Origin of the sequence: Azospirillum sp. B510 (genome assembly GCF_000010725.1) — a bacterium.
In the GTDB taxonomy this organism is placed as follows: Bacteria; Pseudomonadota; Alphaproteobacteria; order Azospirillales; family Azospirillaceae; genus Azospirillum; species Azospirillum lipoferum_B.
Genome location: NC_013857.1, coordinates 123,798 through 141,026 on the forward strand (window position 1 = coordinate 123,798; position 17,229 = coordinate 141,026).

The following is a 17,229-nucleotide window of genomic DNA, read 5'->3' on the forward strand; positions in this document are numbered from 1 at the left end:
ATCCGTGACGATGGGGGCGCCGGCGGCAGCGGGGGGCGGCTACGGGGTCAGGGGCGATGGCGCACATCATTGCGGTCACGGCGTACCGGAACGCGGAATTCGGCACCGATCCCGGTGTCGGGTGGACAGGGAATGCCAGCCAATCCGCTCTCGACGATCCGGCGATGCTGCGCTGCCTGCTCGACCAGACCCCGACGCCGACCGCCCTGGTGGAAGGGGAGGGCGACCGCTGTAGTTTCGCCAATGCCGCCTTCCGGGCTCTGGGGGTTGTCGCCGGTGACGGTATCGCCGAGAGCTTTCCCGCCCTGTCGCCCGCCCTGCTGGCGGAGGCGCGCAACAGCGGCCTGCCGCAGTCCAGCCGTGCCGTGGGCGACCGCTCGGCGGCGGGGGAGCGGTTCTGGGATTTGCGCGTCACCCCGATGCAGGGCGTCAACGGCGCCGTCCGTTCCCTGATCGTCACGGCGCAGGAGACACCGGAGTCGGCGGCGGAGCATGATCGCCGGCTGCGCGACGTCAGCCACCGGCTGAAGAATACCCTGCAACTCGTTTCCAGCCTGTTGACGCTGCAAACGCTGTCGAGCCGGGATCCGGAGGTCCGCCGCGCCCTGCAAAGCGCCGCCAGCCGTATCGGCATCGTCACCCAGGCCCATCAGAGCACCCATGCCGCCTTGCGCGCGGGCCGCATCGACGCGGGCTCCCATTTGCACGACCTTTGCCAGGAGCTGGAGGCGACGCTTCCCGGCGCCCACCGCATCCGGGTCGCGGCGGAGACGGCGGAGCTGCCGGTCGACTCGATCATTCCCTTCAGCTTGATCGTCAGCGAACTGGTCGGCAACGCGGCGCGGCACGCCTTTCCGGCCGGTGCGCCCGGTGTCATCGACGTGCGGTTCGACCGCAACGGCGCCGAGGGCTTGCGGCTCGAGGTGTCCGATCACGGCACCGGCCTGCCGGACGGATTGGATCCCAGCCGTGCCAACTCGCTCGGGCTGAAGGTGGTGCGCGCCTTCGTCGGTCAGCTGCGTGGCAGGCTGATCGTGGACAGCGGCCCCCATGGCACCCGCATGTCCGTCGAATTTCCCGCCGCCTGACGAACAGCGGCCCTTGGGCTTGCCCTTCCGCCCGTTCCGCGTCAGGAATGCGGCGATCAGAGGATGAGCGAGGGGCTGACGGCATGGCACGGGTGCGGGTTGACGTGGCGCTGGTGGAGCGCGGGCTGGCGGAAAGCCGAGCCAAGGCGCAGGCGCTGATCCTGGCCGGGCTGGTCTATTCCGAAACCCGGCGCATCGACAAGGCCGGCGACCTGATCGTGGCGGAGGCCCCGCTGGCGGTCAAGGGGCAGGACCATCCCTGGGTGTCGCGCGGCGGGCTGAAGCTGGTGAAGGGGCTGGACGTCTTCGCCATCGACCCGACCGGCCTGACCGCGGTCGATGTCGGCGCGTCGACCGGCGGTTTCACCGACGTGCTGCTGACCCGTGGGGCCGCCAAGGTCTATGCCGTCGACGTCGGCCACGGCCAACTGGCCTGGAAGCTGCGCAATGACCCGCGTGTGGTGGTTCTGGAGAAGACCAACGCCCGCCATCTGACCGCGGCCGAGATCCAGGATCCCGTCGACCTCGTCGTTTGCGACGCCAGCTTCATCGGCTTGGAGATCGTGCTGCCGGCGGCCTTGGCCCTGGTGGTGCCGGGCGGGCGGCTGGTCGCCCTGATCAAGCCGCAGTTCGAGGTCGGCAAGGGCCGGGTCGGCAAGGGCGGCGTGGTGCGTGAGCCGGAGCTGCATCAGGAGGTCTGCGACCGCATCCGCTCCTGGCTGGATGCGCTGCCGGGCTGGCGTGTGCTGGACATCACCGAAAGCCCGATCACCGGACCGGAAGGGAACAAGGAATTCCTGATCGGCGCGGTTCGGGAGGCGTCGCCGGATCAGGAATTCCGGGACCCGGTGACAGCCGCCGCTTGACCGACGTGGTGCCGGCGGCGGGCGTTGACCAGGATGTCGGCGCCCAGCGCAGCCGCCAGGGCGACGGCGCCGCACAGGAAGACGGCGGCATAGCTTTGACCGCTGTGGGTGAAGAGATAGGAATATCCGTAACCGCCCAACGCCTGGAACAGGGCGAAGGCCGTTGTGGCCCGGCTCCAGGCCGCGCGTTGTTCGGTCTGGCTGTGCGGTAGCAGTTCCTGGATGCGGCCGAGCACCAGGGGAACCACACCCGGCGTCAGGGCGCCGATGATCACCGCAGCGGCCCCGACGACCAGCGGATCGCCGCTGACCGCCAGGGCGGCGACGGCGACCGCCTGGAGCAGCAGGGCGATCCGGTAGGCCGCGGCGTAGCCGACCCGGTCGGCCAGTGATCCGGCGGCGACGGGTCCGGCCACCGACGCCATGCCATACAGCACCCAATAGAGGGCGCCGACATCCGCGCCATGACCCAGGCCGCGGGCGACATAGTCGACCAGCAGCAGCATGGCCGGCACCAGCCCCAACGCGTTCAGCGCATATTCGGCGTAGAGGGTGCGCAGGACACCTTCCTCATGGCGCGGCGCATGCTCCACCGCCGGAGCGGCGATCCCCTGGGGCGGGCTCGAGGGCGGCCAGCCGAACCAGGACAGGGCGGTCAGCAGCAGCGACAGCCCGCCCAGCCCCAGCCATGTCTCATGCAAGCCGAGCCGCATCAGCGCCGGCACGGCGGTGCCCGACGCGGCGATGCCGAGGCCGATGCCGAGAAAGATCATGCCGCTGACGAAGCCGCGCCGCGAGGCCGGGATGTGGGGCAGGATGCTGGTTGCGACCAGGACCATGATCGCACCCCCGGCCAATCCCGAAAGGAAGCGCCATCCGAAGAACCAGCCGAGGGACAGCGGATAGGCGCAGGCGATGAAGGCGAGCGACGCCGCCAGCATCAGCAGCCGCAGCAGGGCCCGGTTCGGCAGCAGACCGGCGAGCGGCCAGCCGAGCAGGGCGCCCGCCAGATAGCCGGCGAAATTCGCCGCGCCGAGGGTCACGGCGTCGCCGGCGGAAAACCAGCGCGCCTCGATCAGCGACGGGACCAGCGGGGAATAGGCGAAGCGCGCCAAGCCGATGGCGACGAGACTGCCGGCGATCCCGGCGAAGGTCGCCATCCAGGCGGCCCTGTCGAGACGGTCCTTCGGGCGGCCTGCCGTCGCGGTCGCGGATGTCATGCTCATGGTCGTGCGTCCCTGTTGACGGCGCCGCGGTCGCGGCCCGCCCGGTTGCTTGGAAAGGCGGGAAGAGGGAGGCGCCCTATGGCCGTCAGGAGTCCGGCGATCCGGAGTCCGGCATGGGTGGCAGGCCCAGGCTCGCCAGGGCGGCGCGCGCCGCTCCCTCCAGCAGGCCGCGCTCCGGGCGGACGCGGGCCAGGACACGGATGCCCAGCAGGCTGGAGAAGAGCAGGCGGGCGGCGTCGCCGGCATCGATGCCGGCGGGGATCTCACCGCTCCGCCGGCCCTCGACGATGCAGCGGTGGAAGAAATCCTCGATGGTCGTCAGTTCCGCATTCAGGAAGTCGCGCATGTCCGGATCGGCGGGCGTGACCTCCAGCGCGGAATTGACCAGCAGGCAACCGCGCCGGCAGCCGTCGCCCAGGGACCGTTCGATGCTCTCGCGCAGGAAGCCGGCGATGGCGGCGGCCGGGGATGGGGCGGCCTCGTGCCGGGCGATGCGCGCGCGCAGGGAACCGTTCAGGTAATGCTCCAGCGAGCGGCGGAACAGCGCCCGCTTGTCGCCGAAGGCGTTGTGGATGCTGGCGAGCGTCATTTGCATGCTGTCCGCCAGTTCGCGGGTCGAGGTCGCTTCGTAGCCCCGGGTCCAGAAGCGGTCCACCGCCGCGTCCAGCACCGCCGTCTCGTCGAACTTCCGTGGCCGAGCCATCGTCTTCACCGTCCGAACCATTTTAGATCATATGATCTAAAATCGAGCCGAGGCGGCCGAGGATCAAGAATTTCCGGTATGGCGCAAACGCCGCCCTGCCCTGCGCCGGCGCAATGGCGCCCGTCCGAACAGACCTGTCGATCCGTCTCCTAATTCAGGAGCCGGTTTCCCCGCAGGCGGGCGACCGCCAGATCGACGAACGCCCGCACCTTCGCCGGAGCATGGCGGCCCTCGGGGTAGAGGACATGGATGGGCAAAGGCGGTTCCTCATGCTCGCTCAACACGATCCGCAAACTGCCGTCAAGCAGGGCCGGGCCGATCTGGTAATGGAGAACCCGGGTCAGGCCCCAGCCTTCCCTGGCGGTCGCGATCGCCGCTTCGTTGGTGTTGCATTGGAGGACAAGATCGATCGTCACCCGCTGATCCCCGGCGAACCGCCATTCCGGCGACGCCCAGGCGCTGGTCGACGCCGCGATCCGATGGTTCCTGAGGTCGGCTGGCGTCAGCGGGGCGCCGTGACGCTCGAAATAGGCCGGCGATCCGCAGATCACCCGCCGGACCGTGCCGACCTTGACGGCGGTGAAGCCGGAATCCGGCAGATGGCCGATCCGCACGGCGACGTCGACGCCTTCTTCAACGATGTTGACGGGGCGGTCGATGAAGAGCGTCCGGGCGCGCATCGCGGGGTGGATGTCGAGAAACTCGGTCACGATCGGCAGAACATGCATTTGCCCGAAGAGGGCGGAGGCCGTGATGGCGAGCGTGCCGGCGGGGTTGGCATAGGAACCGCCGGCCGCCGCTTCCGCCTCGGCGATGTCGGCGAGGATGCGGCGGCAGTCCTCGAAATAACGGATGCCCGCTTCGGTCAATTTGACCGAGCGGGTCGTCCGGACGAACAGTCTGGCGCCGATCACATCCTCCAGGGAGGCCACGGCCCGCGTCACCGCGGGTGCGCTCAGATGCATCAGGCGGGCGGTCTCGGCGAAGCTCCCGGTCTCCGCCACCTTCGCGAAAATCCGCATCGCCTGCCAACGGTCCATTCCCCAACCCCATTTCCAGAGATGGAAGCCGGCGATCAGAGGAATTTCATCAGGGACTCCGAACCGGCCTCCGGATCCAGCCTCGGTGGTTCCTCGTGATAGCCGGGCGACCGCCGGCCTGGCAAATGGAGTTTGGACCGATTCCGCAGGCCGTGCGGCAGGGCGGCGGTGATGGTCAGAAGCCGAAATGGCTGAGACCGGGATGGTCGTCGGGCCGGCGGCCGAGCGGCCAGTGGAACTTGCGGTCCGCTTCGGCGATCGGGTGTTCGTTGATGCTGGCGTGCCGGGCGCGCATCAGCCCATCCTCGGCGAACTCCCAATTCTCGTTGCCATAGGCGCGGTACCACTGGCCGCTGTCGTCGCGATATTCATAGGCGTAGCGCACCGCGATGCGGTTTCCCGCGAAAGCCCAGAGTTCCTTGATCAGCCGGTACTCCAGCTCCTTGTTCCACTTGCGGGTCAGGAAGGCCTGGACCTCGGCGCGGCCGGTCACGAACTCGGCACGATTGCGCCAGCGGCTGTCCTCGGTATAGGCGAGGGCGACCTTCGCCGGATCGCGGCTGTTCCAGCCATCCTCGGCGAGCCGGACCTTTTCGATGGCGGACTCTTCGGTGAAGGGGGGAAGCGGCGGACGGGACATGGCATGCTCCTTGGGATGGCAAAAGTGGGACAGGCAAAAGGGTGAAGGCGTCAAAGGGCGGGTTGGATGCGGTTTTCCCCATCCGGTCCCGCTTCGGCCGCCCGCAAGCGGGCCGCCGTCTCCGCCCAATCCCCGGTGATCAGGGAACTGGGGGGCCAGCCGTCCTCGCGGAACGACCAGCGCAGAGCCAGGGCTCCGGCCCGGCGCAGGATGCGGCGCGGCCGGAAACTCCACAGCCGCTCGGCGCCCTGGAACGCGGCGATCTCCGGCGAGTCCAGGATCACCTCGGCATCTCCGGTCATTTGCAGCAGGTCGCCAGTCGCGTAATCGACGAAGACGAGCCCGGCCTTGCCGTTGAGAAGGATGTTCCCGAGGGTCGCGAAGAAGAGGTTGCCGTTGAAGTCGGGCACCGTGAGGGTGCCATCCTCCGCGACGCGGACGAACCCCGCCTTGCCGCCGCGATGGGACACGTCGACCTGACGGCGCTCCGCACGGTCGGCGAAGGTGGCGACGAAGAAGGCATCCGCCTCCCCGATCAGGGCGCGCGCCGCGGCGTCGAGCCGCGGCAGGGTCTCCACCACCGCCGTGAACGGCTCCGCCGGATCCCGCGCATAGCCGATGTCGCGAAGCCGGATGTAGCGGGGGCAGTTCCCGAAGCTCTGGTCGACATCGATCCGAAATCCCGAGCCGTTGGCGGTGACGACGCCGTTCATGCGGTTGCGGCGCCGGCTGTGCATCTCGATCCCCAGCAGTCCGATGGGATCGCCGTCCCGCATGCCCTCGCCCGCCGGATCGCCGGGGTCGGCATGGGCGGCGATGTCGAGCGCCGTCGGCGTCGGCGACGACAGGAAACCGGGCTTGCCGACGAGGAAGGTCGCCCAGGGGTCGCCCGCCGGGTCGACGCTGCCCAGCACGATGAAGGGAAGCTGGGCGTAGAAGTCGCGGTGCTGGTCGGGCATGTGGTCGCGGATCGCCCGCTGGCCGACGGACTCCATCCGTTCCGCCACCCCCAGCGTCCGCTGGATGAACGTCTCGCCCTCATGCCAGGTCGGCAGCGTCGTCAATGTCGCGGTCATGATCGGTGTCCCATGCTGGCGGGTACGGGCAGGCCGGGGAGATCAGGGCGGGGGGTCAGGCCGTCAGGCCGGCCGATGTCCGCGCGAAGGGGACGAAGCCCGGCAGCTCCTCGATGCGACGGAGGAACCCCCTGACGGATGGGTAGCCCGAGAGGTCGACGTTGCCTTCCGGCGCCCGGGCGACGTAGCTGTAGATGGCGACATCCGCGATGGTCGGATGGTCGCCGACCAGCCAGTCCCGTCCGCTCAGCCGGCTTTCAAGCCGCCCCAGCAGGGTATGCGCCCGGCCGATGACCTCGTCGGCGTTGAACGTCGCCCCGAACAGGGTGACGAGCCGGGCCGCCGCCGGGCCGTAGGCCAGTTCCCCGGCGGCCACGGAGAGCCAGCGCTGCACCGCCGCCGCGCCGGCCGGGTCTTCCGGCAGCCAGTCGCCGCGCCCCGCCTTCTTGGCGAGATAGACGAGGATGGCGTTGGAGTCCGGGACGATGACGCCCTCGTCGTCCAGGACCGGCACCTGGCCGAAGGGATTGAGTTTCAGGAAGTCGGCGCTCTTGTGGGCGCCGGCCATCAGGTCGACCTCGACCAGTTCATGGGGCAGGCCGAGAAGCGAGACGAACAGACGCGCCCGATGCGCATGGCCCGACAGGGGATGGTGATAGAGCTTCATGTCAAACTCCGGTGATCCGCCGGACCGGGCCAGTCCCGTTCCGCACCACCAGACTGCTGCATCCGCCCCGCGGTGGGAATGACCGGCCTGGGCAGTTCATCATTGCGCATGGTGAAATAATCCCCAGCCTCTGGGGGATGATCCGTCGCGCCGGCATGGTCCCCTTCAGGATTTCAGGAAGCCGCCCGGCGCGTTTCAGGATTTCAGGAACGCATCCGATCTCCAGCCATCGCCATAGCCTGGGCGGTCCTGGATTGTTTTGAAACATCATTGTCAGCAAAACGCGCTATTTCGCGGTGTCCGCTGTCTGTTGCGCTCATGGACTGTCAGCTTTGCCAACTTCGGCACGGCGCTTGCTTTGATGGGGGAAAGCCGCGGCTTTCGACCGCCGACACCACCGCGGTGCGACCTTCCGGAGGAAGTTTTGGACAACAGGACATATCCCGAATTTCTCGATCACACCCTGTGGGCCGGCAGCCTGTTCGACGGCTCCTGGCGTCCGGCCGCCACCAGCCGCAAGGTGATCGAGCCGGCGACCGGCGAACCGCTGTCCCAGGTCGGAGAGGCCACACCGGCGGATGTGGAGACGGCCGCCGCCGCCGCGGTCGCCGCCCAGCGCGCCTGGGTGGCGGTGTCGCCACGGGACCGGGCGGACATCTTCCGCCGCGCGGCGGCTTTGCTGGAGACCAACCTCCCCGAACTCGCCGGCTTCGTCGCGCGGGAGACCGGCGGGATCCCGGCCAAGGGCGAGCATGAGCTGCGCGAGGCGGTCACCCTGTTCCATCTGGCATCCGGCATTCCGTTGCAGGCGTCCGGCGAGATGCTGCCGAGCGCGCCCGGACGCTTCAGCGTGGCCCGCCGCACGCCCCATGGCTTGGTGGCCGTGATCTCTCCCTTCAATTTTCCGCTGATCCTGTCGCTGCGCGCGGTGGCGCCGGCCTTGGCGACCGGCAACGCCGTGCTGCTGAAGCCCGATCCGCAGACGCCGGTCAGCGGCGGCCTGATCATCGCCCGCGCCCTGGAACTGGCGGGGCTTCCCGCCGGCCTGCTGCATGTCCTGCCCGGCGGGGCCGACGTCGGCGAGGCGCTGGTCACCCATCCGGCGGTCGGCATGGTCTGCTTCACCGGCTCGACCGCGGTCGGCCGGCGCATCGGCGAACTGGCGGGCGCAAGGCTGAAGAAGGTCTCGTTGGAACTTGGCGGCAAGAATTCGCTGATCGTCCTTGATGACGCCGATCTCGACCTCGCCGCCCGCAACATCGCCTGGGGCGCCTACCTGCACCAGGGCCAGATCTGCATGGCCAGCGGCCGCATCCTCGTTCATCGGGCGATCGCCGCGGATCTGATCGCCAAGGTCGCCGAGAAGGCCCGCCATCTGCCGGTCGGCGATCCCGCCCGCGAGCCGGCGGCGCTCGGTCCGCTGATCAACGACCGTCAGGCCGCGAAGGTTCACGCCATCGTCGAGGACAGCGTCCGCGCCGGGGCGGTGCTGGAGGCCGGCGGCCGGCATGACGGGCGCTTCTATTGGCCGACGGTATTGTCGGGCGTACGCCCCGGCATGCGCGCCTTCGAGGAGGAGGTCTTCGGCCCGGTCGCCAGTTTCGTCACCGTCGCCAGCGACGACGAGGCGGTCGAGCTGGCCAACCGGACCGAGTATGGCCTGTCGGCGGCGGTGCTGTCCCCCAATCTCGCCCGCGCCTGGGCGGTCGCCGAACGGCTCGACGCCGGCATGGTCCATGTGAATGACCAGACCGTCAACGACGAGTGCGTCAACCCGTTCAGCGGACGCGGGTGTTCGGGCAATGGCGGGTCGCCGTCGGACTGGCGCGAATACACGCGCTGGCAATGGCTGACCGTCAAGCCGACGGCTCCCGCCTATCCGTTCTGACCCGACGGCTTCGGCCGGTCCCATCCGGCCGGCCGCACTCCGCCGGCCGCTCCACGACCCCTTTCCTGGAAATTCCGAGATGAAGATCAAAGCGGCGGTCGCGCGCGCTAACGGCGCCCCCTTGTCGATCGAGACCCTCGATCTGGAGGAACCGCGCGACGACGAGATCCTGGTGCGCGTGGTCGCGACCGGGATCTGCCACACCGACCTCGTGGTGCGGGACGGCCATCTGCCGACGCCGCAACCGGTGGTACTGGGCCATGAGGGCGCCGGCATCGTCGAGCGGGTCGGCGCCCACGTCACCAAGGTCCGCCCCGGTGATCCGGTGGTGATGACCTATAATTCCTGCGGCACCTGCCCGAGCTGCCGGGAGCATCACGCCAGCAGCTGCCACGAGTTCTTTCCCCGCAATTTCTTCGGCACCCGGCCCGACGGAACCAGCGCGCTGTCCAGGGAGGGGGAGCGCGTCCACGGCAATTTCTTCGGCCAGTCCTCCTTCGCCAGCCATGCGCTGTGCCACGCGCGCAATGTGGTCAAGGTGCCGGACGACGTGCCGCTGGAACTGCTGGGGCCGTTGGCCTGCGGCGTCCAGACCGGGGCCGGCGCCATCCTCAACGCGCTGAAGGTCGAGACCGGACGGGCGGTCGCCATCTTCGGCACCGGCTCGGTCGGGTTGTCGGCGGTGATGGCGGCGCGGCTCGCCGGGGCGGCGACCATCATCGCCGTCGACATCCGGGAGACGCGGCTGGAGGCCGCCCTCTCCTTCGGCGCCACCCACACCATCAATTCGGCCTCCGCCGACGCCACGGCGGAGATCCTGGCGCTGACCGGCGGCGTCCATTACGCGCTGGACACCACCGGCAACGCCGGCGTGATCCGCAAGGCGGTGGAGTCGCTGGCGCCGCGTGGTCTGTGCGGCCTGCTTGGCGCCTCGCCGTTCGGCAGCGAGATCACGCTGGACGAGGTCCATTTCATGAGCGGCGGCCGCCGGCTGATGGGCATCGTCGAGGGCGACACCAACCCCGACGTCTTCATCCCGATGCTGATCGGGCTGTACCGGCAGGGCCGCTTTCCCTTCGACCGCATGGTCCGCTTCTACCCCTTCGACGCGATCAACCAGGCCATCGACGACATGGAGCATGGACGGACCATCAAGCCGGTGGTCCGCCTGCCGTGAGGTGACCGCACGGCACGAGACCGCAACCGATCAGGTGACACCATCGACCATTTGGCGAAAATCCAGGGAGTGCAGAGAGAATGACGCCTTCAACGAAAACAATATTGCTGGGGAGTGTCGCGCTGTCCCTTCTCGCCTCGGCTCCGGTCCGGGCGGCGAGCTGGGAGGTGGGGGACGACGGCTTCAAGATCACCTTCGACAACACCTTGAAATATTCGAACGCCTTCCGGTTGCAGGATCCGAAGGACAGCCAGCTCACCGACGTGAACCTCGACGACGGCAACCGCAATTTCAAGCGGGGGCTGATCTCCAACCGCGCCGACCTTTTGTCGGAATTCACCGCCGGAACCAAGGATTACGGCGTCCGGCTCAGCGGTGCGGCCTGGTACGACACCGTCTATAACCAGAAGACCGACAACGAGACCGGCTTCGGCAATTCGGTCAGTGTTCCGGCCGACAGCTTCACCCGCGCCACCCGCCGCATCCATGGCCGCAATACCGAATTGCAGGACGCCTTCGTCTACAACAATTTCACGGTGGATGACAAACGCGCCTCGCTGCGGCTTGGCCGCCATTCGCTGGTCTTCGGCGAAAGCCTGTTCTTCGGCCAGAACGGCGTGGCGGCGGCGCAGCAGCCCATCGACGTCGCCAAGCTGCTGAGCGTTCCCGGCACCCAGTTCAAGGAACTGCTGATGCCGGTGTGGCAGGCGTCGGGCAGCCTCCAGCTGTCGGAAAACCTGTCGGTCGGCGGCTATTACCAGTTCCAGTGGCGCCCGACCCGGCTGCCGGCGGCCGGCAGCTATTTCAGCACCTTCGATTTCGTCGGCGATGGCGCCGAACGGCTGATCGCCGGCGGCCCGCTGGTCAGGGGCGGCGGGCCCGCCGCCTTCTGGCGTGGCCAGGACATGAAGGCGCGCGACAGCGGCCAGTTCGGCGTCCAGGCCCGCTACACGCCGGAGGACAGCGATGTCGAGCTGGGCTTCTATTTCGCCAAGTATCATGACAAGACCCCGCAGATTTACCTGATCCCCAACGCCAACCCCTCGGCCGCCGACGTCGCGGCGGGCCGGATCGGCCGGCTGCGTCTGGTCTATCCGGAGGACATCAAGACGGTGGGCGTCAGCGCCAGCACCGTCATCGGCCGCACCAACGTGGCGGGCGAAATCTCCTACCGCTGGAACGCGCCGCTGGAAAGCGATCCGCAGATCACCACCGACGCCGCCAACAACAGCGGCAATCCGGCCTATGCGGTGGGCCGCACGCTGCATGTCCAGACCTCGGCCATCCACGCCTTCACGCCGACCCCGCTGTGGGACGGCGCCTCGCTGGTCGGCGAGATCGCCTGGAACGACCGCCTCGCCATCGACAAGAACCCGTCGGCCCTCGATCCCCGTACCACGCGCAGCGCGCTGGCGCTGCGCAGCATCTTCACCGTGACCTATTTCCAGGTCGCCAACGGGCTGGACGTCAACATCCCGCTCGGCATCGGCTGGTCGCCCTATGGCCGCTCCTCGGCGGTGCCCGGCTTCGCCGGCCGGGTGTCGCGCGGCGGCGACATCAGCATCGGCGCCGACTTCACCTATCAGACCGCCTGGCAGTTCGGCGCCAGCCTGACCCATTACTTCGGCGGCGGCGGCGTCGGCCTGACCCCGGCGGTCGCCGGGCGCACGCCGTTGCAGGAACTGACCTTCGCCCAGACCTCCAAGGATCGCGATTTCGTCGGCTTCTACGCCAAGCGGTCCTTCTGAACCCCGCGCATCGGGAACGATCAGCGCACGAGGAGTCTTCGAGAATGAAACGCATGACCATTGTTCCGGTGGCCGCCTTGATGGCCGGCTCGCTGCTGGCCGCCGGCATGGGAACCGCCGTGGCCGCGTCGTCGGCCCAGGACGCCGCCAAGCTCGGCGCCAGCCTGACCCCGATGGGCGCCGAGATGGCCGGAAATAAGGATGGCAGCATTCCGGCCTGGACCGGCGGCATGACCAAGCCGCTGCCCGGCTACACCCCCGGCGGCGAACGCGCCGACCCCTTCGCCTCGGAAAAGCCGCTCTACGCCATCACCGGACAGTCCGCCGGCAAATATGCCGACAAGCTGGCCGATGGCGTCCAGGCGCTGCTGGCGAAATATCCCGACATGCGGCTCGACGTCTATCCCAGCCATCGGACGGCGGCGGCGCCGCAGTGGGTCTATGACAACACCCGCAAGAACGCCACCCGCGCCAAGCTGGCCGACAACGGTTATGCCGTCGAGGGAGCCTATGGCGGGATCCCCTTTCCCATTCCCGCCGACGGCTATGAGGCGATCTGGAACCATCGGCTGGCCTGGAACGGCGAGAGCGTCGAATTCTCGCTCGGCACCTGGATCGTCACGCCCGACGGGGCGCGGGTCCAGCCGTCCGCCGGGCAGGAGTACATCCAGTATCCCTACTACTACAAGGACGGCAGCCTGGAGAAATACGAGGGCGTCAACCAGCTCGGCCGCTTCATCAACGAGCGTCCGGCCTCGCGCCGGGGCGAGGCCATCCTGGTCCATGAGCCGTCGGCCGCCGGCAAGGCGCGCGCCATCTGGCAGTATCTGGTCGGCCAGCGCCGTGTCCGCCGTGCTCCCTCCGTCGCCTACGACACCCCCGATTTCGTGACCTCCGGCGTCGGCTTCTTCGACGAGGCCTTCATGATGTTCGGGCCGGTGGACGGCTACGCCTTCACCCTGGCCGGCAAGAAGGAGATGTACATCCCCTATAACAACAACCGCGCCGCCTCCGCCCCGATCGAGACGCTGATGGGGCCGAAATTCCTCAACCCCGATCTGGTCCGCTGGGAGCTGCACCGGGTGTGGGTGGTGGACGCCGTGCTGAAGGACGGCCGGCGCCATGTGGTGCCGAAGCGCCGCTATTACCTGGACGAGGACAGCTGGCAGATCGTCATGTTCGACGGCTGGGACGCCCAGGGCAAGCTGTGGCGCAACAACTACTCGCTGACCCTGCTGGCGCCGGACGTTCCGGCGGTGGTGACCAACGTCTTCTGGGGCGGCTACGACCTGCGCACCGGCTCCTACTACCTGAACGCCGCCTCCAACGGCCTCAGCAAGCAATACACCGCGGTGCCCCGGCGCCCGGAAACCGACTGGAGCCCCGACGCGCTGGCCAACAGCAGCGTCCAATAAGGCGGGCCGCCGGGCCATCCGATCCGATCCGGCCCGGCGACCTCTTTCGATCCCCAACGGTCATTTTTCAACGGAGGGCTCCATGAACGCCCCGCATCGATGGATCCTTCTGGCCGCCGCCCTGGCGCTGTCCGCATCCGCCGGCGCGGCCACCTCGGCCGTCACACCCGGCGCCGCCACCGGCGCCGCTCCGGCGCGGGTCGATTTTCCGGTGCTGTCCCGTCCCTCGACCCCCTCCGCGCGCGCGCCGGAGGCGGCGATGCTCGCCATCGCCACGGTCGGCAACCGTCTGGTCGCGGTTGGGGAGCGCGGCATCGCGCTGCTGTCCGACGATGGCGGCGCGTCCTGGCGGCAGGCCAAGGTTCCGGTCAGCGTCAGCCTCACCGCGCTGCAATTCGTGGACGGGCGCACCGGCTGGGCGGTCGGTCATCTCGGCGTGGTGCTGCGCACCGACGATGGCGGCGAAAGCTGGCGCCTGCAACTCGACGGCATCACGGCGGCGGAACGGGCGGCGGCCGACCCGGCCGGTGCCGCCAACGCCAGGTCCGGGGCGTCGCTGCTGAAGGACGGGCCGGACAAGCCCTTTCTCGACCTCCATTTCTGGAACGATCGGGATGGGATGGTCGTGGGCGCCTATGGCCTCGCCTTCCGCACCGAGGATGGCGGTGCGAGCTGGACCTCGGTCATGGCGGCGCTCCCCAACCCCGACGGCCTGCATCTCTATGGCTTGCGGGCGGGGAGGGGAGCCAACGCCGACGATCTCTACATCGTCGGCGAGCAGGGGCTGATGCTGCGTTCCACCGACCGGGGCCGGAGCTTCACGCCGCTGGACTCGCCCTATCAGGGAAGCTGGTTCGGCCTGACCGTGTTCGACGACGGCGCGCTTCTCGCCTATGGGCTGAAGGGCAACGCCTACCGCTCCGCCGACCGCGGCGACCATTGGGACAAGGTGGAGATGCCCAGCGAAACCGGCATCAGCGCGATCACCCAGAGTGGCGGGCAGGCGCTGGCGGTCGATCAGGCGGGAGCGGTTCTGGAAAGCCGCGATGGCGGGCGCCGCTTCGCGTTGGTGCGGCGCACCGGGTTGCCGCTGACGGGGGCCGCCTTCGCCAATTCCGCTTCCGCCGGCTCCGCTTCCGCCGGCTCCGCTTCCGCCGGCTCCGCTTCCGACGGATCGCGCACCGTCCTGTCCAGCCTGCGCGGAATGGCCCCGCTGGCCCCCGCCCCTTAAGACATAAAGGCTTACCGACATGATCAGCGAGGACGCCCTCGGCCAGCCCCCGGTCATCGCCCGGCTGGAGGATTTCGACCGCCAGTCGGGCAGCCGGCTGGAGCGGCTGCTGTTCAACAACCGCGTCGCCGTCGTGGCGCTGTGCCTGATCGCCAGCCTGTTTCTCGGCTGGCAGGCGACGCATCTGCGGCTGAACGCCAGTTTCGAGAAGATGATCCCGACCGGCCATCCCTACATCGCCAATTATCTGGCGCACAAGTCGGAGCTGGGCGGGCTCGGCAATTCGGTGCGGATCGCCGTCGAGGCGGCGGACGGCACCATTTCCGGCACCATCTTCGACAAGCGCTACATGGAGACCCTGCGCGCCATCAACGACGCGGTCTTCCTGCTGCCCGGCGTCGACCGCCCCTTCCTGAAATCGCTGTGGACCCCGGCCACCCGCTGGACCGCGGTGACCGAACAGGGCATCGACGGCGGCACGGTGATCCCCGACGGGTTCGACGGCTCCGCCGCCAGCCTGGAGGCGTTGCGCGCCAATGTCGAGCGCTCGGGCGAGATCGGCCAGCTGGTGGCCGCCAACTTCCGCTCAAGCGTGATCTTCGTGCCGCTGCTGGATGTCGAGCCGGAAACCGGCAAGCCCTTCGACTACCGCAAATTCTCCCAGAGCCTCGATGCGCTGAAGGCCAAATACGAGCCGATGGGCGTGAAGCTCCATGTGACCGGCTTCGCCCGCATCGTCGGCGACCTGATCGCCGGGCTGGAGCAGGTCCTGCTGTTCTTCGTCGCCGCCGTCGCCATCGCCTTCCTGGTGGTGCTGGCCTATACCCGCTGCGTGCGCAGCACGCTGCTGGTGATGTGCTGCTCGCTGGTGGCGGTGATGTGGCAACTCGGCCTGCTGTCGCTGCTGGGCTATGAACTCGATCCCTATTCGGTGCTGGTGCCTTTCCTGGTCTTCGCCATCGGCATGAGCCATGGCGCCCAGAAGATGAACGGCATCATGCAGGACATCGGGCGCGGCACCCACAGGGTGGTGGCGGCGCGCTACACCTTCCGCCGGCTGTTCGTCGCCGGGTTGACGGCGCTCTTGTGCGACGCCGTCGGCTTCGCCGTCCTGATCATCATCGACATCAAGGTGATCCAGGATTTGGCGGTGATCGCCAGCATCGGCGTCGGCGTGCTGATCTTCACCAACCTGATCCTGCTGCCGATCCTGCTCTCCTATCTCGGGGTCAGCGCCAGTGCCGCCAGCCGCAGCCTGCGCGAGGAGGCCGATATGCGCGGGGATGGGCGGGAGGCCGGGAACAAGCATTGGGCGTGGCGCTTCCTCGACCTGTTCACCCAGCGCCGCTACGCCGCCATGGCCATCGCGGTGGCGGCCCTGCTGGCGGCCGGCGGCTACCGCGTCAGCCTGGACCTGAAAGTCGGCGATCTCGATCCCGGCGCCCCGGAATTGCAGCCGGACTCCGCCTACAACCGCGACAGCGCCTTCATGGTCGGCAATTACGCCGCCAGCTCCGACATCCTGGTTGTGATGGTGAAGACGCCGAACGACCAGTGCACCGCCTACCGCAGCTTGTCGCGGGTCGACGAGCTGGCATGGCGGCTGCGCCAGCTTCCCGGTGTCGAGGCCACCAGCTCGATGGCGACGCTCGCCAAGCTGGCGGGGGTCGGCTTCAACGAGGGCAATTTCAAATGGTTCGAGCTGATCCCCAATGAGGGCGCGCTCGGCGTGGCCCAGACCATCGCGCCGCGCGAATCCTTCAACAAGATGTGCTCATTGCTGACGCTGTACGTCTATCTCCAGGACCACAAGGCCGACACGCTGGCCCGCGTCGTCGCGGCGGTGGAGGAGTATGGCGCCGGCAACGGCGATCCGAACGTCCGTTTCCTGCTGGCGGCGGGCAATTCCGGCATCGAGGCCGCGACCAACATCGTCGTCGGCAAGGCGATGCACGAGATGCTGATCTGGGTCTATGGCGCGGTGATCCTCCTGTGCTTCGTCACCTTCCGGTCCTGGCGGGCGGTGGCGACGGCGGTGATCCCGCTGGTGCTCACCTCCATCCTGTGCGAGGCGCTGATGGTGGTTCTGGGCATGGGGGTCAAGGTGGCGACTCTGCCGGTCATCGCACTCGGCGTCGGCATCGGCGTCGATTACGCCCTCTACGTCCTCAGCATCGTGCTGTCCCATCTGCGGGCGGGGGAGAGCCTGTCGGTCGCCTATTACCGCTCGCTGCTGTTCACCGGCCGGGTGGTGATGCTGACCGGCCTGACGCTGGCGGTGGCGGTGGCCACCTGGTACTGGTCGCCGATCAAGTTCCAGGCCGACATGGGCATCCTGCTGGCCTTCATGTTCCTGTGGAACATGCTGGGCGCGCTGATCCTGCTGCCGGCGCTCGCCTGCTTCCTGCTGCCGCGCGCCACGCCGGCGGTCGATGCCGCCCGCACTGCCAAGGTCATGGTCTGA

Annotated in this window: 13 protein-coding genes and 1 pseudogene; 8 read left to right on the forward strand and 6 right to left on the reverse strand. The window is 68.4% G+C overall.

The features are described from left to right. Window positions 1-56 precede the first annotated feature (56 nt). The gene (locus tag AZL_RS25090; RefSeq protein ID WP_012977224.1) at window positions 57-1,088 is read left to right on the forward strand and encodes a sensor histidine kinase; all 1,032 of its coding nucleotides are present in this window, start codon (window positions 57-59) and stop codon (window positions 1,086-1,088) included. Window positions 1,089-1,171: 83 nt separating this feature from the next. Further along, the gene (locus AZL_RS25095; RefSeq protein ID WP_012977225.1) at window positions 1,172-1,954 is read left to right on the forward strand and encodes a TlyA family RNA methyltransferase; all 783 of its coding nucleotides are present in this window, start codon (window positions 1,172-1,174) and stop codon (window positions 1,952-1,954) included. On the opposite strand, the gene AZL_RS25100 is transcribed toward AZL_RS25095, so the two are convergent. The 6 genes and pseudogenes from AZL_RS25100 to AZL_RS25125 form a co-directional block, all read right to left on the reverse strand. Next, the gene (locus tag AZL_RS25100; RefSeq protein ID WP_012977226.1) at window positions 1,918-3,174 is read right to left on the reverse strand and encodes a YbfB/YjiJ family MFS transporter; all 1,257 of its coding nucleotides are present in this window, start codon (window positions 3,172-3,174) and stop codon (window positions 1,918-1,920) included. The two genes, AZL_RS25095 and AZL_RS25100, sit on opposite strands and share 37 nt — an antisense overlap. A 91-nt stretch (window positions 3,175-3,265) precedes the next feature. Then, complete coding sequence (locus AZL_RS25105) at window positions 3,266-3,883, reverse strand: TetR/AcrR family transcriptional regulator (protein WP_012977227.1); 618 nt, start codon at window positions 3,881-3,883, stop codon at window positions 3,266-3,268. A gap of 149 nt (window positions 3,884-4,032) precedes the next feature. Continuing rightward, on the reverse strand, window positions 4,033-4,923 hold the full coding sequence (locus AZL_RS25110) for a LysR family transcriptional regulator (RefSeq protein ID WP_012977228.1): 891 nt from the start codon (window positions 4,921-4,923) through the stop codon (window positions 4,033-4,035). Between the two features lie 175 nt (window positions 4,924-5,098). Beyond that, entirely contained in the window at window positions 5,099-5,563 is a 465-nt protein-coding gene (locus AZL_RS25115; RefSeq protein ID WP_012977229.1) for a DUF1348 family protein, read from the reverse strand. A 92-nt stretch (window positions 5,564-5,655) separates the two neighbouring features. Then, window positions 5,656-6,639 (reverse strand): annotated as a pseudogene (locus AZL_RS25120) (pyridoxamine 5'-phosphate oxidase family protein); the annotation flags it as partial. Between the two features lie 55 nt (window positions 6,640-6,694). Next, window positions 6,695-7,306 (reverse strand): glutathione S-transferase family protein, encoded by a 612-nt coding sequence (locus AZL_RS25125; RefSeq protein ID WP_012977231.1) that lies wholly within the window; start codon window positions 7,304-7,306, stop codon window positions 6,695-6,697. Between the two features lie 424 nt (window positions 7,307-7,730). Here AZL_RS25125 and AZL_RS25130 point away from each other — a divergent pair, with 424 nt between their 5' ends. The 6 genes from AZL_RS25130 (at window position 7,731) to AZL_RS25155 (ending at window position 17,229) form a co-directional block, all read left to right on the forward strand. Next, a complete protein-coding gene (locus AZL_RS25130) occupies window positions 7,731-9,194 on the forward strand; it encodes a benzaldehyde dehydrogenase (RefSeq protein ID WP_042445603.1) in 1,464 nt (487 codons plus the stop codon). A 79-nt stretch (window positions 9,195-9,273) separates the two neighbouring features. Then, window positions 9,274-10,371: an NAD(P)-dependent alcohol dehydrogenase gene (locus AZL_RS25135; protein ID WP_012977233.1), complete on the forward strand. Its 1,098-nt coding sequence runs from the start codon at window positions 9,274-9,276 to the stop codon at window positions 10,369-10,371. An 80-nt stretch (window positions 10,372-10,451) separates the two neighbouring features. Then, window positions 10,452-12,119: a DUF1302 domain-containing protein gene (locus AZL_RS25140; protein WP_012977234.1), complete on the forward strand. Its 1,668-nt coding sequence runs from the start codon at window positions 10,452-10,454 to the stop codon at window positions 12,117-12,119. Window positions 12,120-12,163: 44 nt separating this feature from the next. Then, complete coding sequence (locus AZL_RS25145) at window positions 12,164-13,534, forward strand: DUF1329 domain-containing protein (RefSeq protein WP_012977235.1); 1,371 nt, start codon at window positions 12,164-12,166, stop codon at window positions 13,532-13,534. An 82-nt stretch (window positions 13,535-13,616) separates the two neighbouring features. Further along, entirely contained in the window at window positions 13,617-14,765 is a 1,149-nt protein-coding gene (locus AZL_RS25150) for a WD40/YVTN/BNR-like repeat-containing protein (protein WP_012977236.1), read from the forward strand. Between the two features lie 19 nt (window positions 14,766-14,784). Beyond that, window positions 14,785-17,229: an efflux RND transporter permease subunit gene (locus AZL_RS25155; protein ID WP_012977237.1), complete on the forward strand. Its 2,445-nt coding sequence runs from the start codon at window positions 14,785-14,787 to the stop codon at window positions 17,227-17,229.

What these genes read in the sequence shown, in the direction of transcription:
- AZL_RS25090 (WP_012977224.1), top strand. Translation starts at nt 57, where the DNA reads ATGGCGCACATCATTGCGGTCACGGCGTACCGGAACGCGGAATTCGGC.
- AZL_RS25095 (WP_012977225.1), top strand. Translation starts at nt 1,172, where the DNA reads ATGGCACGGGTGCGGGTTGACGTGGCGCTGGTGGAGCGCGGGCTGGCG.
- AZL_RS25100 (WP_012977226.1), bottom strand. Translation starts at nt 3,174, where the DNA reads ATGACATCCGCGACCGCGACGGCAGGCCGCCCGAAGGACCGTCTCGAC.
- AZL_RS25105 (WP_012977227.1), bottom strand. Translation starts at nt 3,883, where the DNA reads ATGGCTCGGCCACGGAAGTTCGACGAGACGGCGGTGCTGGACGCGGCG.
- AZL_RS25110 (WP_012977228.1), bottom strand. Translation starts at nt 4,923, where the DNA reads ATGGACCGTTGGCAGGCGATGCGGATTTTCGCGAAGGTGGCGGAGACC.
- AZL_RS25115 (WP_012977229.1), bottom strand. Translation starts at nt 5,563, where the DNA reads ATGTCCCGTCCGCCGCTTCCCCCCTTCACCGAAGAGTCCGCCATCGAA.
- AZL_RS25125 (WP_012977231.1), bottom strand. Translation starts at nt 7,306, where the DNA reads ATGAAGCTCTATCACCATCCCCTGTCGGGCCATGCGCATCGGGCGCGT.
- AZL_RS25135 (WP_012977233.1), top strand. Translation starts at nt 9,274, where the DNA reads ATGAAGATCAAAGCGGCGGTCGCGCGCGCTAACGGCGCCCCCTTGTCG.
- AZL_RS25140 (WP_012977234.1), top strand. Translation starts at nt 10,452, where the DNA reads ATGACGCCTTCAACGAAAACAATATTGCTGGGGAGTGTCGCGCTGTCC.
- AZL_RS25145 (WP_012977235.1), top strand. Translation starts at nt 12,164, where the DNA reads ATGAAACGCATGACCATTGTTCCGGTGGCCGCCTTGATGGCCGGCTCG.
- AZL_RS25150 (WP_012977236.1), top strand. Translation starts at nt 13,617, where the DNA reads ATGAACGCCCCGCATCGATGGATCCTTCTGGCCGCCGCCCTGGCGCTG.
- AZL_RS25155 (WP_012977237.1), top strand. Translation starts at nt 14,785, where the DNA reads ATGATCAGCGAGGACGCCCTCGGCCAGCCCCCGGTCATCGCCCGGCTG.